General features: G+C 70.5%; 14 protein-coding genes. 5 read left to right on the top strand and 9 right to left on the bottom strand.

Going from position 1 to position 16,208, the window contains the following annotated elements:
* The first annotated feature begins 12 nt into the window (after positions 1-12).
* The 3 genes from glpK (at position 13) to OG329_RS34715 (ending at position 4,094) form a co-directional block, all read left to right on the top strand.
* Positions 13-1,563, top strand: a complete 1,551-nt coding sequence (gene glpK / locus OG329_RS34725; RefSeq protein WP_405800511.1) for a glycerol kinase GlpK — start codon at positions 13-15, stop codon at positions 1,561-1,563.
* A gap of 46 nt (positions 1,564-1,609) precedes the next feature.
* The gene (locus OG329_RS34720) at positions 1,610-3,223 is read left to right on the top strand and encodes an FAD-dependent oxidoreductase (protein WP_405800509.1); all 1,614 of its coding nucleotides are present in this window, start codon (positions 1,610-1,612) and stop codon (positions 3,221-3,223) included.
* 199 nt (positions 3,224-3,422) lie between these two features.
* Positions 3,423-4,094, top strand: coding sequence for a FadR/GntR family transcriptional regulator (locus OG329_RS34715; RefSeq protein WP_405800508.1), 672 nt, complete (start codon positions 3,423-3,425; stop codon positions 4,092-4,094).
* A 112-nt stretch (positions 4,095-4,206) separates the two neighbouring features.
* Here the strand turns inward: OG329_RS34715 and OG329_RS34710 are convergent, their stop codons facing one another.
* Genes OG329_RS34710 through OG329_RS34690 form a run of 5 tightly spaced genes read right to left on the bottom strand, consistent with a single transcriptional unit; the run spans position 4,207 to position 10,033 of the window.
* Complete coding sequence (locus OG329_RS34710; RefSeq protein ID WP_405800507.1) at positions 4,207-5,238, bottom strand: ABC transporter permease; 1,032 nt, start codon at positions 5,236-5,238, stop codon at positions 4,207-4,209.
* Positions 5,235-6,809 carry a sugar ABC transporter ATP-binding protein gene (locus OG329_RS34705; protein ID WP_405800506.1) on the bottom strand — a complete coding sequence of 525 codons (1,575 nt, stop codon included), beginning with the start codon at positions 6,807-6,809 and terminating at the stop codon, positions 5,235-5,237. The genes OG329_RS34710 and OG329_RS34705 overlap by 4 nt, the downstream gene beginning before the upstream one ends.
* 2 nt (positions 6,810-6,811) lie before the next feature.
* Positions 6,812-7,885, bottom strand: a complete 1,074-nt coding sequence (locus tag OG329_RS34700; RefSeq protein WP_405800505.1) for a sugar ABC transporter substrate-binding protein — start codon at positions 7,883-7,885, stop codon at positions 6,812-6,814.
* 43 nt (positions 7,886-7,928) lie between these two features.
* Positions 7,929-8,717, bottom strand: a complete 789-nt coding sequence (locus tag OG329_RS34695) for an SDR family NAD(P)-dependent oxidoreductase (RefSeq protein ID WP_405800504.1) — start codon at positions 8,715-8,717, stop codon at positions 7,929-7,931.
* Positions 8,714-10,033, bottom strand: coding sequence for an enolase C-terminal domain-like protein (locus tag OG329_RS34690; protein ID WP_405800502.1), 1,320 nt, complete (start codon positions 10,031-10,033; stop codon positions 8,714-8,716). Before OG329_RS34690 ends, OG329_RS34695 begins: the two co-directional genes overlap by 4 nt.
* 255 nt (positions 10,034-10,288) lie before the next feature.
* Between OG329_RS34690 and OG329_RS34685 the strand changes: the two genes are divergently transcribed.
* The gene (locus tag OG329_RS34685) at positions 10,289-11,368 is read left to right on the top strand and encodes a PAC2 family protein (protein ID WP_405800501.1); all 1,080 of its coding nucleotides are present in this window, start codon (positions 10,289-10,291) and stop codon (positions 11,366-11,368) included.
* A gap of 147 nt (positions 11,369-11,515) precedes the next feature.
* Here OG329_RS34685 and mshC read toward each other — a convergent pair whose 3' ends face one another.
* From mshC to OG329_RS34665, 4 genes are all read right to left on the bottom strand, one after another.
* Positions 11,516-12,745 (bottom strand): cysteine--1-D-myo-inosityl 2-amino-2-deoxy-alpha-D-glucopyranoside ligase, encoded by a 1,230-nt coding sequence (mshC, locus tag OG329_RS34680; protein ID WP_405800500.1) that lies wholly within the window; start codon positions 12,743-12,745, stop codon positions 11,516-11,518.
* Between the two features lie 118 nt (positions 12,746-12,863).
* Positions 12,864-13,697 (bottom strand): SCO1664 family protein, encoded by an 834-nt coding sequence (locus tag OG329_RS34675; protein ID WP_405800499.1) that lies wholly within the window; start codon positions 13,695-13,697, stop codon positions 12,864-12,866.
* Positions 13,661-14,251, bottom strand: coding sequence for a DUF3090 domain-containing protein (locus tag OG329_RS34670; RefSeq protein ID WP_078078138.1), 591 nt, complete (start codon positions 14,249-14,251; stop codon positions 13,661-13,663). Before OG329_RS34670 ends, OG329_RS34675 begins: the two co-directional genes overlap by 37 nt.
* A 106-nt stretch (positions 14,252-14,357) precedes the next feature.
* The gene (locus OG329_RS34665) at positions 14,358-15,071 is read right to left on the bottom strand and encodes a histidine phosphatase family protein (RefSeq protein WP_405800497.1); all 714 of its coding nucleotides are present in this window, start codon (positions 15,069-15,071) and stop codon (positions 14,358-14,360) included.
* 122 nt (positions 15,072-15,193) lie between these two features.
* Between OG329_RS34665 and OG329_RS34660 the strand changes: the two genes are divergently transcribed.
* Positions 15,194-16,207 carry a magnesium and cobalt transport protein CorA gene (locus OG329_RS34660; protein ID WP_405800496.1) on the top strand — a complete coding sequence of 338 codons (1,014 nt, stop codon included), beginning with the start codon at positions 15,194-15,196 and terminating at the stop codon, positions 16,205-16,207.
* The last annotated feature ends 1 nt before the right edge of the window (position 16,208 follow it).

Genomic DNA, 16,208 nt, shown 5'->3' with positions numbered 1-16,208 from the left:
GGAGCAGACACCGTGAGTGAGACACAGAGCACCGGGACTTCCTCCCACGGAACGGGCCCGTTCATCGCGGCCATCGACCAGGGCACGACGTCCAGCCGCTGCATCGTCTTCGACGTCGACGGGCGCATCGTCGCCGTCGACCAGAAGGAACACCAGCAGATCTTCCCGAAGCCGGGCTGGGTCGAGCACGACGCCAAGGAGATCTGGACCAACGTCCAGGAAGTCGTGGCGAACGCCATCGAGAAGGCCGGCATCACCAAGGCCGACGTGCTGGCGATCGGGATCACCAACCAGCGCGAGACCACCATGCTCTGGGACAAGAACACCGGTGAGCCCGTCCACAACGCCATCGTCTGGCAGGACACCCGCACCAGCGGGCTCGTGAAGGAACTGGGCCGCAACGTGGGCCAGGACCGGTTCCGCCGGGACACCGGGCTGCCGCTGGCGACCTACTTCGCCGGGCCGAAGGCCCGCTGGCTGCTGGACAACGTCGAGGGCCTGCGCGAGCGCGCCGAGAGCGGCGACATCCTGTTCGGCACGATGGACTCCTGGGTCATCTGGAATCTGACCGGCGGCACGGACGGCGGTGTGCACGTCACCGACGTCACCAACGCCTCCCGCACGATGCTGATGCGCCTCGACACCCTGGAGTGGGACCCGAAGATCTGCAACTCCATCGGGGTCCCGATGGCGATGCTCCCGAAGATCCGCTCGTCGTCCGAGGTGTACGGGACGGCCAAGGGCGGCCCGCTGAACGGGATTCCGGTCGCCTCGGCGCTCGGTGACCAGCAGGCGGCCCTGTTCGGCCAGTGCTGCTTCGCCGAGGGCGAGGCCAAGTCGACCTACGGCACCGGCACGTTCATGCTGATGAACACCGCCCACAAGCCCATCAACTCCTACAACGGGCTGCTGACCACGGTCGGTTACCGCATCGGGGACGAGAAGGCGGTGTACGCGCTGGAGGGCTCCATCGCCGTCACCGGCGCCCTCGTGCAGTGGATGCGCGACCAGATGGGCCTGATCAAGACCGCTCCCGAGATCGAGACGCTGGCCTCCTCGGTGGAGGACAACGGCGGCGCGTACTTCGTCCCCGCCTTCTCGGGCCTGTTCGCTCCGCACTGGGACTCGGCCGCCCGCGGTGTGATCGCCGGTCTCACCGGCTATGTCACCAAGGCGCACATCGCCCGCGCGGTGCTGGAGGCCACGGCCTGGCAGACCCGTGAGATCAGCGACGCGATGACCAAGGACTCCAAGGTCGAGCTGACGTCTCTCAAGGTCGACGGCGGTATGACCGCCAACAACCTGCTGATGCAGACGCTCTCCAACGTCCTCGACGCGCCCGTCGTACGCCCGATGGTCGCCGAGACGACCTGTCTGGGCGCCGCGTACGCCGCCGGGCTGGCGGTCGGCTTCTGGCCGGACACCGACGCGCTGCGGGCCAACTGGCGCCGCGCCGCGGAGTGGACGCCGGACATGGACGCGACGAAGCGCGACCGCGAGTACAAGAACTGGCTCAAGGCCGTGGACCGCACCAAAGCCTGGGTGGACGACGACGAGAACTGACCCGGGTCCGTTCACCCGCGTCCGTTCGTCCGAGCGAGGAGGCACCATGACCACCCTTCACAGCGGTCCCGCCCTGGGCACGCATCCGGCCGGCGGCTCCCTCCCGAGCCGTGCCGAGACCCGGGAGCAACTGTCCCGCGCCACCTACGACCTGCTGGTCATCGGTGGCGGCATCCTGGGCATCTCCACCGCCTGGCACGCCTCCCAGTCGGGACTGCGGGTGGCCCTGGTGGACGGTGGCGACTTCGCGGGCGCCACCTCGTCCGCGTCCTCCAAGCTGCTCCACGGCGGTCTGCGCTATCTCCAGACCGGCGAGGTGAAGCTGGTCGCCGAGAACCACTTCGAACGCCGCGCGGTCTCCCGCCGGGTGGCGCCCCATCTGGCGAACCCGCTCACGTTCTATCTGCCCGTCTACAAGAACGGGCCGCACAGCGCGGCCAAACTGGGCGCCGGTGTGTTCGCGTACTCGGCGCTCTCCGCCTTCGGCGACGGCGTCGGGCATCTGCTGAGCCCGGCCAAGGCCCGGCGCGCGGTGCCCGAGCTGCGCACGGACAATCTGCGGGCCGTGGCCGTGTACGGCGACGACCAGATGAACGACTCGCGGATGGCCGTCATGACGGTCCGCGCCGCCGTCGAGTCGGGTGCCGCCGTCCTCAACCACGCGTCGGTCACCGGACTGCGGTTCACCGGCGGCCGGGTGACGGGCGCCGACCTCAAGGACGGGATGGACGGTACGGAGTTCGGGGTCGACGCCCGGCTCGTACTGAACGCGACCGGCCCGTGGGTCGACCATCTGCGCAAGATGGAGGACCCGCGCTGCGAGCCCTCCATCCGGCTGTCCAAGGGCGCGCATCTGGTGCTGCGGCGCACCGCGCCGTGGAACGCGGCGCTCGCGACGCCGATCGACAAGTACCGCATCACCTTCGCCCTCCCCTGGGAGGACATGCTGCTGCTCGGCACGACGGACGAGACGTACGAGGGCGATCCGGCGCAGGTGGCGGTCACCGACGCGGACATCCACCAGATCCTGGACGAGGCGTCTCTGTCCGTACGCGACCAGCAGCTCTCGCGGGATCTGATCACCTACTCGTTCGCCGGGCTGCGGGTGCTGCCCGGCGGTCCCGGTGACACCTCGACCGCCAAGCGGGAGACGGTCGTCACCGAGGGCAGCGGCGGCATGCTGTCGGTGGCGGGCGGCAAGTGGACGACGTTCCGCCATATCGGCCGTACGGTGCTGGACAAGCTGGAGACCCTGCCGGGCCGGCCGCTCGGCTCCGACATCGAGCCGACGTCGCGGCTGCCGAAGATGCTGCCGCTGCCGGGCATCGCCAATCCGCACGCGGTGACGCACCGGCTGCTGATCGACGGCGGCTCGCACGGCGACGGGATCGCGCGGGACACCGCGCACCATCTGGCCACGCACTACGGGTCGTTGGCGTTCGACATCGCCCGGCTGGCGTACGAGCGGCCGGAGTTGGGCGAGCGTATCCACCCGGACGCGCCGGAGATCTGGGCGCAGGTCGTGTACGCGCGTGACCACGAGTGGGCCGAGACGGCGGACGACGTACTGCGGCGCCGTACGACGCTGACGATCCGGGGTCTCGACACGGAGCCGATCCGGGCCCGGGTCGAGGAGCTGCTGAGCCGGCGGAACACCTGAGCGAGTGGGACGGCCTGTCGGGCGGGATGAGCGGCGGGCGCCACGCCTCGAATCAAATTCCGAAACCGTGCCGGCCGTGCCGGGGCCGGGGACACCGGCCCCGGCCCCGCCGATCCGGAGAACTCCGGCGGAACGGGGCGCCGGGCGTGCGCGGAGACGCATAATGGAGGCCGATACATCGGATGTATGGAGGTCGCCCATGGCTGTCACCGACGAGGCCATCGAGAAGATCAAGGGAATGATCGTCTCGGGCGCGCTGCGCCCGGGGGACCGCCTTCCCAAGGAGAGCGAGCTCGCCGCCGAACTGGGTCTGTCGCGCAACTCGCTGCGCGAGGCGGTGCGCGCCCTGTCGCTGATCCGCATTCTCGACGTACGGCAGGGCGACGGGACGTATGTCACCAGTCTCGATCCTCAACTGCTGCTGGAAGCGCTGAGTTTCGTGGTCGACTTCCACCGGGACGACACGGTGCTGGAGTTCCTGGCGGTACGCCGGATCCTGGAGCCGGCCGCGACGGCGATGGCCGCCTCCCGTATCAAGGACTCCGAACTGGACGTGCTGGGCGAGCAGTTGGACGCGCTCGGGGCGGATCCCTCGGTGGAGGAGCTGGTCGCTTCCGACCTGGAGTTCCACCGGGGCATCGTGCAGACCTCGGGCAACTCGGTGCTGTGCTCGCTGCTTGACGGTCTGTCAGGGCCCACGACCCGGGCCCGGGTGTGGCGCGGGCTGACGCAGGAGGACGCGGTGAGCCGCACCCTGCACGAGCACCGGGCGATCCTGGCCGCGCTGCGTGACCGGGACGCGGAGGCGGCGCGGTCGTGGGCGACGGTGCATATCGCGAGTGTGGAGCAGTGGCTGCGCTCCACGCTCTGAGACGCCATTGGCGGCCGGCCGGGCAGGACGAAGCCCGGCCGTCCGGCAGACGGGCCTCCCGGGAGGTGAATCCATCCCGGGAGGCCCGTGTCCGTGGTGGTGCGGGTGGCCGTCAGTCCTGCTTCTCGCCGCTCGCGAACCGCGAGATGACCAGGGCGACGATGATGATCGCGCCGTTCAGGAACTGGTTCCACAGCGCGGGCACCCCGCCCAGCGTCATCACGTTCACCACGAGTTGAAGCGTCAGCACACCGGTCAGCGCGCCGAACAGCGTGCCGCGCCCGCCCTTGAGGCTGATGCCGCCGATCACGGCGGCGGCGAAGACCTGGAAGATCCAGCCGTTGCCCTGGGTGGCGGCGACGGAGCCGTAGTGCCCGGTGTAGAGGACGCCGGCGAAGGCCGCGAGGATGCCGCCGATGGCGAGCACGATCCAGGTGATGCGGTCGACCCGGATCCCGGCGGCGCGTGCCGCCTCCGGGTTGCCGCCGATCGCGTACAGCGAGCGCCCGTGCCGCAGCCAGGCGAGCGACGCGCCGCCGACGGCGAACAGCGCCAGACAGATCCAGACGGCGGCCGGTGCCCCCAGCCAGTCGGTCTTGCCGAGGTAGCGGAAGGACTCCGGGACATCGGTGATCGACTTGCCCTCGGTGATGCCGATCTGGAGACCGCGCAGCATGGTGAGCATGCCGAGCGTCGCGATGAACCCGTTGACCCGCAGCTTCAGGATCAGGAAGCCGTTGATCACGCCGACGATCAGACCGACCAGCAGGCACGCCGGGATGGCCATCCACTCGGGCAGCACCCCGAGACCGGCGAACCGGCCGCCCTCCTCGGGCAGCACCATCCACATGGCGATCACCGGCGCGATGCCGATGGTCGACTCCAGCGACAGGTCCATCCGGCCGCAGATCAGGATCAGTGCCTGGCCGAGCACCAGCAGGCTCAGTTCGGACGACTGCTGGACGACGCTGATCAGATTGTTGGAGGTGAGGAAGACCGGCGAGACGATGAAGCCGATCACCATCAGCACCAGGATCACCGGCACGAGCGAGAAGTCGCTCCATCTGATGAGCTTGAGCCGGCTCAGCGGGTGGTCGTCGTCGCGCTCCTTGTCGAGCACCGGCGGTCGTATCGTCTCGGTCATCGGCTCTCCCCCACACCTTCCATGGCGGCGACCAGTTCCCGGTCGGTCCACCCGCTCCCGAACGTTGCCACCACTCGCCCGTGGAACAGGGCGAGTACGCGGTCGCAGACCCGTAGATCATCCAGCTCGTCGGAGATGATCACGGCCGCGTTTCCCTCGTCCGCCACCCGGCGTACGACGCCGAGCAGCGAGTCCTTCGACTTGACGTCGACGCCCGCCGTGGGGCGCAGCGCCACCAGCACGCTGGGCGCGCGGGCCAGGGCCCTGGCGACGACCACCTTCTGCTGGTTGCCGCCCGACAGGCCCGAGACCGGCTGCTCGGGCCCTGTCGTCTTGATGTCCAGCGAGTCGATCATGGACCGGGCGAACTCCCTTGTACGGGAGGGCAGTACGGTCCCCCACGGGCCGAGCTGGTCGGCGACCGTGAGTGTGGCGTTCTCGGCGACGCTGCGGTTCAGTACGAGCCCCTGGAGGTGCCGGTCCTCGGGGATGTAGCCGATCCCGGCGTCCAGGGAGTGCGGCACGCTGCCGGGTTTCACCGTACGGTCGCGGACCGCGATCCGGCCCGCCGTCGCCTTGCGCATGCCGACCAGGGTCTCGCCCAGCGCGGTGTTGCCGCTGGCGGCGGACCCGGCCAGGCCCAGGACCTCACCGGGCCGTACTTCGAGGTCGAGGGGTTCGAACTCGCCGTCCAGACAGAGCCCTTCGGTGGTCAGTACGGGCTCCACCGCCTCGTCCGGCGCCACCGCGTGCGCGGCGTGCCAGGCCGCCGCCGAACTCGCCGCGTCACCGGTCATGGCGGTCACCAGGTCCGCCTTGGCCAGTTCGGCGACCGGTGCGGTCAGGACGTGGCGGGCGTCGCGGTAGACGGTGACGGCGGTGCACAGCTCGTACACCTCCTGGAGGTGGTGGGAGATGAAGAGGAACGCCACCCCCTGGCTCTGGAGATCACGGAGCTTGGCGAAGAGGCTGTCGATGCCCCGTGCGTCGAGCTGGGCCGTGGGCTCGTCGAGGATGATCAGCCGGGCGCCGAACGACAGGGCGCGGGCGATCTCCACGAACTGCCGCTGTTCGACGGCGAGATCCTTGGCGCGCGCGTTCGGGTCGACGCTGACGCCGTACTCGGCGAGCAGTTCCTCGGCCCGGGTACGCAGCCGGCGCCAACTGATGAGACGGCCGCCGCCCCCGGAACGTCCCTTGTCCAGACCGTAGTTGTTGAGGAACAGGTTCTCGGCGACGGTCAGGTCGGGCACGACCATCGACTTCTGGTAGACGCAGGCGACCTTGGACTGCCAGGCGGTGATGTCGCCGAAGGCGGGCGCCGGTTCACCGCCGAAGCTCACCTGGCCCGCGTCGGCCTCGTGGAGTCCGGTGAGGACGCTGACGAGGGTGGACTTGCCGGCGCCGTTGCGCCCGACGAGTGCGTGGGACTCGCCGGGCGCGACGGTCAGCCGGACACCGTCGAGCGCCACGGTGGGACCGAAGCGCTTGACGATGCCCTCGGCGTGGACGGCGGGCGCCGGCGCCGCGACCGCGTCGGGCGCCTGGGCCTGGGCTCGGGCGGAATCCATGGTTAGCTCTTTTTCTCCAACTGGTTGGCCCACAGCGCCTTGTCGTCCACGTTCTCCTTGGTCACCAGGGGCGCGGGAAGCTGGTCCTCGAAGCCGTTCGGGATCTTGATGATGTTGGAGTCGTGGTCGGTCGGGCCCTCCTTCGGGGTCTTCCCGGCCAGCGCCTCCTTCGCGTAGTACAGGGCGTACTTGGCGTACAGGTCGGCGGGCTGCGAGATCGTGGCGTCGATCTTGCCCTCGCGGATCGCGTCCAGCTCCTCGGGGATGCCGTCGTTGGAGATGATCGTGATGTGGCCCTTCTCCCCCGGCGGCTTGAGGAGCTTCTTCTGCTCCAGGAGTGCGAGCGTGGGCTGGAGGAAGACACCGCCGGCCTGCATGTAGATGCCGTTGAGGTCCGGGTGGGCGGCGAGGGTGGACTGGAGCTTGGCGGACGCCACTTCGCCCTTCCACTCGGTGGCCAGCTCGAACACCTCGATGTCCGGGAACTTCTCGTCCATGCAGCTCTTGAACGCCTCCGAGCGGTCACGGCCGTTGATGGAGGAGAGGTCGCCCTGGAACTCGGCGACCTTGCCCTTGCCGCCCAGTTGCTCGCCGAGGTAGTCGCAGGCCTTCTCGCCGTACGCGCGGTTGTCGGCCCGTACGACCATGTAGACGTCGCCCTTGTCGGGGCGGGTGTCGACGCTGACGACGGGGATCTTCTTGTCGTTGAGGTCGGCCAGCGTCTCGGCTATCGCGCCGGTGTCCTGCGGGGCCATGACCACGGCCTTGGCGCCCTGGTCGGTGAACGCCTGGACGTTGGAGACGAGCTTGCCGATGTCGTTCTGCGAGTTGGTCAGCGACAGCGCGTCGACCCCCTCGTCCTTGACGCCGGACTCGATGTACTGCTGGTAGGAGTTCCAGAAGTCGCTGTCACTGCGGGGCAGGTCGATACCGACCTTGCCGCCGCCTTCGGCGTCCCCGCCCTCCGAGTCACGGTTGCAGCCCGCGAGGGCCGTGACGGCCAGCAGTGCGGCGCAGGCCGCGGCGCTCGTACGCAGTGCGGTGCGTGGGGATCGCCCCACAGGGTGTCGCAGCATGGATTGTCCGTCCTTGGGTGAGTGTCGGCTCAAGCTCACATGTTCAGGGGGTGGCGGGACGCAGGCGCAGGCCCTGCATTCCTCCGTCTACCGCGAGTGCCGTGCCCGTGACGGCGGCCGCGGCGGGGCTGGCGAGATAGACGATCGCCGCGGCGACCTCGTCCGCACCGACCAGCCGTCCCGTGGGCTGGCGTGCTTCGAGGGCGACGCGTTCGGCCGCGGGATCGGCTGCCTGGTCGAGCAGGCGGCCGATCCAGGGGGTGTCCGCGGTGCCGGGGTTGACGCAGTTGACGCGGATGCCTTCCCGGACGTGGTCGGCGGCCATCGCGAGGGTCAGCGAGTAGACGGCGCCCTTGCTGGCGCTGTACAGGGCGCGCTGCGGAAGCCCCGCCGTGGCGGCGATGGAGCAGGTGTGGGTGAGGGAGACGTGACCGGGCCGGTCGGCGGCGGCGCGCCGCAGATGGGGCAGTGCGTGGCGCGCGGTACGGACCATGCCGAGGACGTTGATGTCGATGACCCGCAGCCATTCGGCGTCGTCGTTGTCGGCGACGGTGCCGACGGCGCCGATCCCGGCGTTGGAGACGACGGTGTGCAGGGCCCCGAACTCGGCCGCCGCCGCGTCGACCGCCGCGCGTACGGCGTCGTCGTCGCTCACGTCGGCCTTGAGCGCCAGTGTGCCGGCGGGGGCGGACGCGGTGTCGCGGTCGAGTACGGCCACGCGCGCGCCGCGCGCGAGCAGCAGGGTCGCGACGGCCGCGCCGATGCCGGAGGCGCCGCCGGTGACGAGGGCGCCCAGGCCCGTGAAGTCGCCTGTGGCCGGTGCCACGGTCATGAGTTGGCCTCCTCGGTGGTGCGGCGGGCCTGCCAGACGGGCCCTTCGGGGTAGCGGTGCGCGGCGATCGACTCCGGGCGCATCCGCGCGGAGAAGCCGGGCGCGCCGGGGGCGACGTAGCGTCCCGATTCGATCACCGCCGGGTCGGTGAAGTGCTCGTGGAGGTGGTCGACGTACTCGATGACGCGGTCCTCCCAACTGCCCGAGACGGCAACGTAGTCGAACATGGCCAGATGCTGGACCAGTTCGCACAGGCCGACTCCGCCCGCGTGCGGGCAGACGGGTTTGCCGTACTTGGCGGCCAGGAGCAGGATCGCCAGGTTCTCGTTGACTCCGGCGACGCGCGCGGCGTCGATCTGGACGAAGTCGACGGCCCCGGCCTGGAGCAGTTGCTTGAACACGACACGGTTGGCGGCGTGTTCGCCGGTGGCGACCTTGACGGGCTGGCCGGCCCGGACGGCGGCGTGGCCGAGGATGTCGTCGGGGCTGGTGGGCTCCTCGATCCAGTGCGGTTCGTGCGGGGCCAGCGCGGTCATCCAGCGGATCGCGTCGGGGACGTCCCAGCGCTGGTTGGCGTCGACGGCGATGCGGATGTCGGGGCCGACCGCCGCGCGGGCCAGCTTCATCCGCCGTACGTCGTCCTCGAGGTCGCCGCCCACCTTGAGCTTGATCTGCTCGAAGCCGTCGGCGACGGCCTGTTCGGCGAGGGTGACGAGTTTGGTGTCGGAGTAGCCGAGCCAGCCCGGTGAGGTGGTGTACGCGGGGTAGCCCTCGGCGCGCAGCCTTGCGGCGCGCTCCGCGCGGCCGGGTTCGGCGGCGCGCAGGATCTCCAGCGCCTCGGCCGGGGTGAGGGCGTCGGTGAGATAGCGGAAGTCGACGAGGGAGACCAGTTCCTCGGGCGTCATGGCGGCCAGGAACTCCCAGACGGGCAGGCCGGCGGCCTTGGCCGCGAGGTCCCAGGCCGCGTTGATGACCGCGCCCGCGGCCATGTGCATGACCCCCTTCTCCGGGCCCAGCCAGCGCAGTTGGGAGTCATGGGTCAGCTCGATGTGGAGCGCGGCGAGGTCGGCGGCGGTACGTGGCGCGCGGCGGCCGATCATGTACGGGCGCAGGGCCTCGATGGCGGCGGCCAGTACGTCGTTGCCCCGGCCTATGGTGAAGCAGAACCCGTGGCCCTCGGCGCCGTCGTCGGTGCGCAGGACCACGTACGCGGCGGAGTAGTCGGGGTCGGGGTTCATGGCGTCCGAGCCGTCGAGCTGTTCCGAGGTGGGGAAGCGGATGTCGTGTACCCCGAACTCTGTGACGGTCTGACTCACTGCACGCCCCCTGAGAAGAACATCGGACCTCTTCGGTCATCCGATGTATAGCGTCGTTGACGGGTAAACGTCCAGGGGCGGAACGAAATTTACGGTCACAGCTCGGATGAATTCTGCGGTTCGTCGGATCGGCACCCCCAGCTATGCCCAGCGGCGCGGAAGTTCACCCACGCGTGCACCGGGGCTGCGGGCGGGTAGTCGATAAGCCGTAAGGTTGGTCCGTACGTTCACAGAACACTTCCGAAGGAGGTCTGGGTGATCGAGCTCGAGGGGGTACCCGAGCTGATCGACCCGGTCATGGTGGCCGCGTTCGAGGGCTGGAACGATGCCGGCGACGCCGCTTCCACGGCGGTCGGACATCTGGACCGGGAGTGGAAGGGCGAGGTGTTCGCGGCGCTGGACGCCGAGGACTACTACGACTTCCAGGTCAACCGCCCCACGGTCTGGCTGGACGGCGGAGCGCGGAAGATCGTCTGGCCGACGACCAGGCTCTCCGTGGTCCGGGTCGGCGGGGAGAAACCGCGTGACCTCGTGCTGGTACGCGGCATCGAACCGTCCATGCGCTGGCGCTCCTTCTGCAACGAGATCCTGGGCTTCGCCCATGAGCTGGGCGTGGAGATGGTGGTGATCCTGGGCGCGCTGCTCGGCGACACCCCGCACACCCGTCCGGTGCCGGTCAGCGGCGTGACCTCGGACGCGGACCTGGCCAGGACGATGGATCTGGAGGAGACGCGGTACGAGGGCCCGACCGGCATCGTCGGCATCCTCCAGGAGGCGTGCACGCACGCGGGAGTGCCCGCGGTGAGCCTGTGGGCCGCCGTGCCGCACTATGTCTCGCAGCCGCCCAACCCGAAGGCGACGCTGGCGCTGCTGAACCGGCTGGAGGATCTGATCGGGCTGCGCATCCCGCTGGGCGAACTGGCGGAGGACGCGCGGGCGTGGCAGCTCGGGGTGGACCAACTGGCCGCCGAGGACAGCGAGGTGGCGGAGTACGTCCAGTCGCTGGAGGAGGCGCGGGACACCGCGGAGCTGCCCGAGGCGTCGGGCGAGGCCATCGCGCGGGAGTTCGAGCGGTATCTGCGCCGGCGGGACGGCGGTCCCGGCCAGCCGCCCGGCGGGCACGCCACGGAGAGCGGTGAGGGCTCGGGGACGTATCTGCGCGACACGTCGGGGCCGGGGTCGGGTCCGGGTCGCGGCAGACCTCCGCGGACGCCGCGACCGGGGCCGGATTCGGCTACAGGTCCGGGGTCGGACCGGGGGCCGGAGTCGGGGCCGAGCTCCGGGCCGGACCCGGGCTCGGGCTCGGATGACGACGAGGATTCCTCGGACGACTGAGCACGGCCCTCGCGGGCCGTGGCTGTCCTCAATCGCCGGACGGGCTTCAAGCCCGTCCGGCGCTTGAGGACACAACACCCAACCCCGTCCGGCGCCTGAGGACGAGCCGGCCACCGGGCGGACCCGGTGAACCAGTCCCGAAACCCCCTACAGCGCAACCCCCAGCAGCGCGTCCACCGTGCGGGACACGACTCCCGGGGCACCCTCGTCCGTACCGCCCGTGGACTCCTGGAGCGCGGCCCAGCGGTCGACCGCGGCCAGCGCCGCCGGGGCGTCCAGATCGTCCGCCAGCGCCTCGCGCACCTCGTCCACCACGCTCGAAGCCGCCGGTCCGTCGGGCCGCGACACGGCGGCCCGCCAGCGCCCCAGCCGCGCCACGGCGGCTTCGAGCACCTGGTCCGTCCACTCCCAGTCGGCGCGGTAGTGGTGCGCGAGCAGCGAGAGCCTGATCGCGGCCGGGTCCACGCCCTCGCGGCGCAGGGTCGAGACGAAGACCAGATTGCCCTTGGACTTGGACATCTTCGCGCCGTCGAGTCCGACCATCCCGGCGTGCACGTACGCCTTGGCGAACGGGTACTCGCCGGTCAGCGCCTGCGCGTGCGAGGCGCCCATCTCGTGGTGCGGGAAGGCCAGATCACTGCCGCCGCCCTGGATGTCGAAGCCCATGCCCAGATGGTCGAGGGCGATGGCCACACACTCGATGTGCCAGCCGGGCCGGCCGCGGCCGAGGCTGCCGCCGTCCCAGGCCGGCTCGCCCTCGCGGGCGGCCATCCAGAGCATCGGGTCGAGCGGGTTCTTCTTGCCGGGGCGCTCGGGGTCGCCGCCGCGTTCGGCGGAGAGCAGCCGCATCGCCTCGGTGTCGAGACCGGAGACCTCGCCGAAGTGCGGGTCGGCCTCGACGGAGAAGTAGACGTCGCCTTCCAGGACGTACGCGGCGCCGCTGTCGCACAGCCGCTCCACGAGGGGCACGATGCCCGGTATCGCCTCGACCGCGCCGATGTAGTGCTGCGGCGGCAGCATCCGCAGGGCCGTCATGTCCTCACGGAAGAGGGCGGTCTCACGCTCGGCGAGCCCGGTCCAGTCCTCGCCGTCGCGCGCCGCGCGCTCCAGGAGCGGGTCGTCGATGTCGGTGACGTTCTGGACGTACTGGATCTGGCGCTTGGTGTCGAGCCATACGCGCTGCACGAGGTCGAACGCGTTGTAGGTCGCAGCGTGCCCCAGGTGCGTCGCGTCGTACGGCGTGATGCCGCAGACATAGATACGGGCGACGGGGCCGGGGTCGACGGTGACGCGACCACCGGTCGCCGTGTCGTGAATCCGGAGGTCGCGGCCCTTACCGGGCAGGGCGGGGACGTCGGAAGCGGGCCAGGCATGCATGTCATGAGCGTAACCGGACGTCGGTTCCGGATACGAACCGGACCTGGGCTGTTGTCCGGTTCGGCGCCCTTGCCTTTTCGGCGGGTTGATGTAATGAGGCCGTGGAAGCCCATCCGGCTCAGACCGGTGGCCAGGGGATCGCGGGCCACTGGCCGGACGGCTTCGGGTGGCGTCCCGTACGGCGCAGTCCCTGGACCCGGGACCGTACGGCGTCGGTCTCCGCCGGTGTGATCAATTCGGCCAACCGGGTGGTGAGCGGGGTGCCTTCGGCCAGTTCGTCGGCCAGCCGGTCCAGGACGGTGACGGCCTCGGCGGGCAGCGGCTCCCCCGCCCAGCCCCACAGCAGGGTGCGCAGTTTGTCGTCCACGTTGAAGGTGACGCCGTGGTCGATCGCGTACAGGTGGCCGCCGGCCTCGGGCAGCAGATGGCCGCCCTTGCGGTCGCCGTTGTTGATCACCGCGTCGAGGACGGCGAGCCGCCGCAGCCGCGCGTCGTCGGCGTGCACCAGCAGCGCCGTACGGCCCTCGCCGACCTCGGCGAAACCGATCGCCTTCCAGCCCTCGGCCGGCTCCTTCTCCTCGACCAGGGCGAGGAGTTGGGGCGCCGCTTCGCTCTCGTCGGCCTCGATCCACAACTGGCACATGCCTTCGCCGTACGGGCCGTCACGCAGCACGGTGGGCGGCACCAGACCCCAGCCGGTGACCTCGGAGATCTCGTACGCGGCCACCTCGCGCCGGGCGAGCGTCCCGTCGGGGAAGTCCCAGAGCGGCTGCTCCCCCGCGACGGGCTTGTAGACGCAGGACGCCTCCTCGCCGTCGTACGACACGGAGCAGTACAGCACCGCGTTGGAGGCCTCACGGATCCGGCCGCGCACGGTCAGTTCGCCCTTGGTGATCAGATCCACCGCTGTGCCGCTCATGCGTCGCGGCGGTATCCGTTCTGGCGCGGGCATACGTGTCCCTCCGGGTCGAGCGGCAGACTGCACAGCGGGCACGGCGGGCGGCCTGCGTTGACCACGTCCAGGGCACGTTTGGCGAAGGCCCTCGCCTGGGCGCCGGACAGCCGGACGCGGAGCATCGGCGGACCGTTCTCCTCGTCCTGGAGAAGCCGTTCCTCGGCGTCGGCGAGGTCTTCGTCGGTGTCCGCGTCGAGTTCGACGAGGGCCTGGGCCTCGACGATCATGCGCTGTTCGTCGCCGTCCCAGGCCAGGGCCATGGTGCCGACCCGGAACTCCTCCTCGACGGGAGCGTCGAGCGGTGCGGCGTCGGCGACGTCGGTGGGTGCCACGGCGGGCACGGGCGCGTTGCCGCCGGTACGGCGCACGACCTCGTCCAGCAGCTCATCGATCCGCTCGGCGAGTGCGGCGACCTGGGTCTTCTCCAGGGCCACGCTGGTGACGCGGCCCGAGGCGGATGCCTGGAGGAAGAACGTACGGCGGCCAGGCAGCCCGACCGTACCGGCCACGAAACGGTCCGGCGGGTCGTAGAGGAACACCTGACGGGACACGTCCTGTCTCCCTTGGGAATTGACGGAATGGGGCGGGCCGCGGCGCCCGGAGAGCGAACCTCCGCCGGTGGCACGGACGGCCTGTCCACCCTACTGCGCGCCACGATCACGGCGCGCCGGTGCCACCGCCCACGACGGCCGCGCCCTTGCTCTCCGTGCTGTCGCTGTTGTCGCTCGCGCCGTTCTCACGCGGTGTCAGGGAACCGAGGTCGCCGGTGTCCCCCAGCTTCAGCACGAACGGGCGCAGCCGCGTGTATCTGATGGCGGTCACCGAGCAGGGGTCGGCGTGGATCCGCTGGAAGAGGTCGAGATGCATGCCGAGCGCGTCGGCCACCAGGGCTTTGATGATGTCGCCGTGCGAGCACATCAGGAAGAGGGCGTCCTCGCCGTGCTCCGCCTCGACGCGGGTGTTCCAGTCCCGTACGGCGTCCACCGCGCGCGCCTGCATGGCGCGCATGGACTCGCCGCCGGGGAAGACCGCGGCCGAGGGGTGCTGCTGCACGACGGTCATCAGGGGCTCCTCGCCGAGTTCGGCGAGCTTGCGCCCGGACCAGTCGCCGTAGTCGCACTCGCTGATCCGGTCCTCGTGGTGGGTCTCGATGCCGGGGCGGGCGTCGACGAGCGGCCGGACGGTCTGAAGACAGCGCTGGAGCGGGCTGCTGACGACGGCGGCGAGCGGCAGGCCCGCGAGCCGTCCCGGCAGGGCGGCGGCCTGGGCGAGGCCCTGCTCGTCCAGCGCGACACCGGGGGTCCGGCCGGCGAGGACGCCCGAGGTGTTGGCGGTGGAGCGCCCGTGCCGTACGAGGATCAGGGTGGCCATGACCGCCAGCCTAAACGGTGCGTCAAAGGTGCCGGGGGCCACCTCGACGACGGGCGGCGGGGTGTACGGGTCGCGCGGCGGCGGTGCGGCAGACGTGCGTCGAAGCCCGCCGTCCGGGAAGAATGCCCGGCGTGATCGTCGACAGTGCCATCTACCGCGACGGGCGCCGTACCGACGGGCCCGCCGATCTGTCCGACGCCCTCGCCGAGGCGCGGGCCGAGGGCGACGCCTTCCTGTGGGTCGGGCTGCATGAACCGACGGAGAACGAGTTCGCCCTCGTCAGCGGCGAGTTCGGGATGCATCCGCTGGCCGTGGAGGACTCGCTCAAGGCACATCAGCGGCCCAAGCTGGAGGTCTACGACGACTCCCTGTTCGTGGTGCTCAAACCGGTGGTGTACGACTCCGAGCACGACACCGTCGCCACCGGCGAGCTGATGATCTTCATCGGCGACTCGTTCGTGGTGTCGATCCGGCACGGCGAGGGCGCGCCCCTGCACGCCGTACGCCAACGCCTGGAGTCGGAGCCCCTGGTGCTCAAGCAGGGGCCCACGGCGGTCCTCTACGCCGTGTGCGACGCGGTGGTCGACCACTACCTCGATGTCTGCGCGGACCTCCAGGTCGATCTGGAGGAGCTGGAGACACAGGTCTTCTCGCCCGCCGACGGCGGCTCGGGGCGCCGTGAGGCGGGCGGCCAGCCGGCGGCGGAGCGGATCTACACCTTCAAACGGCAGGTGCTGGAGTTCCGCCGGGCGGCCGGGCCGCTGGCGGGGGCCGTCTCGCGGCTCACCCACGCCGGGGTGCCGTACGTCCAGGAGCGGTCGCAGCCGTTCTTCCGGGACGTGGACGACCATCTGACGCGCGTCAACGAGCAGGTGGAAGGGCTCGACCGGCTGCTCTCGGACATCCTGTCCGCCCATCTCGCGCAGATGGGTGTGCGGCAGAACGACGACATGCGCAAGATCTCCGCGTGGGCGGCGATGGCCGCGGTGCCGACGCTGCTGGCGGGGATCTGGGGCATGAACTTCCAGCACATGCCCGAGCTGAGCCAGGTGTGGGGGTATCCGGCCGCGCTGGCCCTGATGGCCGGCGCGGTGACCGTCCTGCACCGGCTTTTCAAACGGAACGGCTGGCTCTGAC

Source organism: Streptomyces sp. NBC_01506 (genome assembly GCF_045040295.1).
In the GTDB taxonomy this organism is placed as follows: domain Bacteria; phylum Actinomycetota; class Actinomycetes; order Streptomycetales; family Streptomycetaceae; genus Streptomyces.
Note: the sequence above shows the minus strand (reverse complement) of the source record. Positions and strands in the feature narration are given on the sequence as shown.

Coding starts and splice junctions, on each gene's coding strand:
- OG329_RS34720 (WP_405800509.1), top strand. CDS start 1,610: ATGACCACCCTTCACAGCGGTCCCGCCCTGGGCACGCATCCGGCCGGC.
- OG329_RS34665 (WP_405800497.1), bottom strand. CDS start 15,071: ATGGCCACCCTGATCCTCGTACGGCACGGGCGCTCCACCGCCAACACC.
- OG329_RS34700 (WP_405800505.1), bottom strand. CDS start 7,885: ATGCTGCGACACCCTGTGGGGCGATCCCCACGCACCGCACTGCGTACG.
- OG329_RS34715 (WP_405800508.1), top strand. CDS start 3,423: ATGGCTGTCACCGACGAGGCCATCGAGAAGATCAAGGGAATGATCGTC.
- OG329_RS34675 (WP_405800499.1), bottom strand. CDS start 13,697: ATGCCCGCGCCAGAACGGATACCGCCGCGACGCATGAGCGGCACAGCG.
- OG329_RS34660 (WP_405800496.1), top strand. CDS start 15,194: ATGCCCGGCGTGATCGTCGACAGTGCCATCTACCGCGACGGGCGCCGT.
- OG329_RS34705 (WP_405800506.1), bottom strand. CDS start 6,809: ATGGATTCCGCCCGAGCCCAGGCCCAGGCGCCCGACGCGGTCGCGGCG.
- OG329_RS34710 (WP_405800507.1), bottom strand. CDS start 5,238: ATGACCGAGACGATACGACCGCCGGTGCTCGACAAGGAGCGCGACGAC.
- mshC (WP_405800500.1), bottom strand. CDS start 12,745: ATGCATGCCTGGCCCGCTTCCGACGTCCCCGCCCTGCCCGGTAAGGGC.
- OG329_RS34695 (WP_405800504.1), bottom strand. CDS start 8,717: ATGACCGTGGCACCGGCCACAGGCGACTTCACGGGCCTGGGCGCCCTC.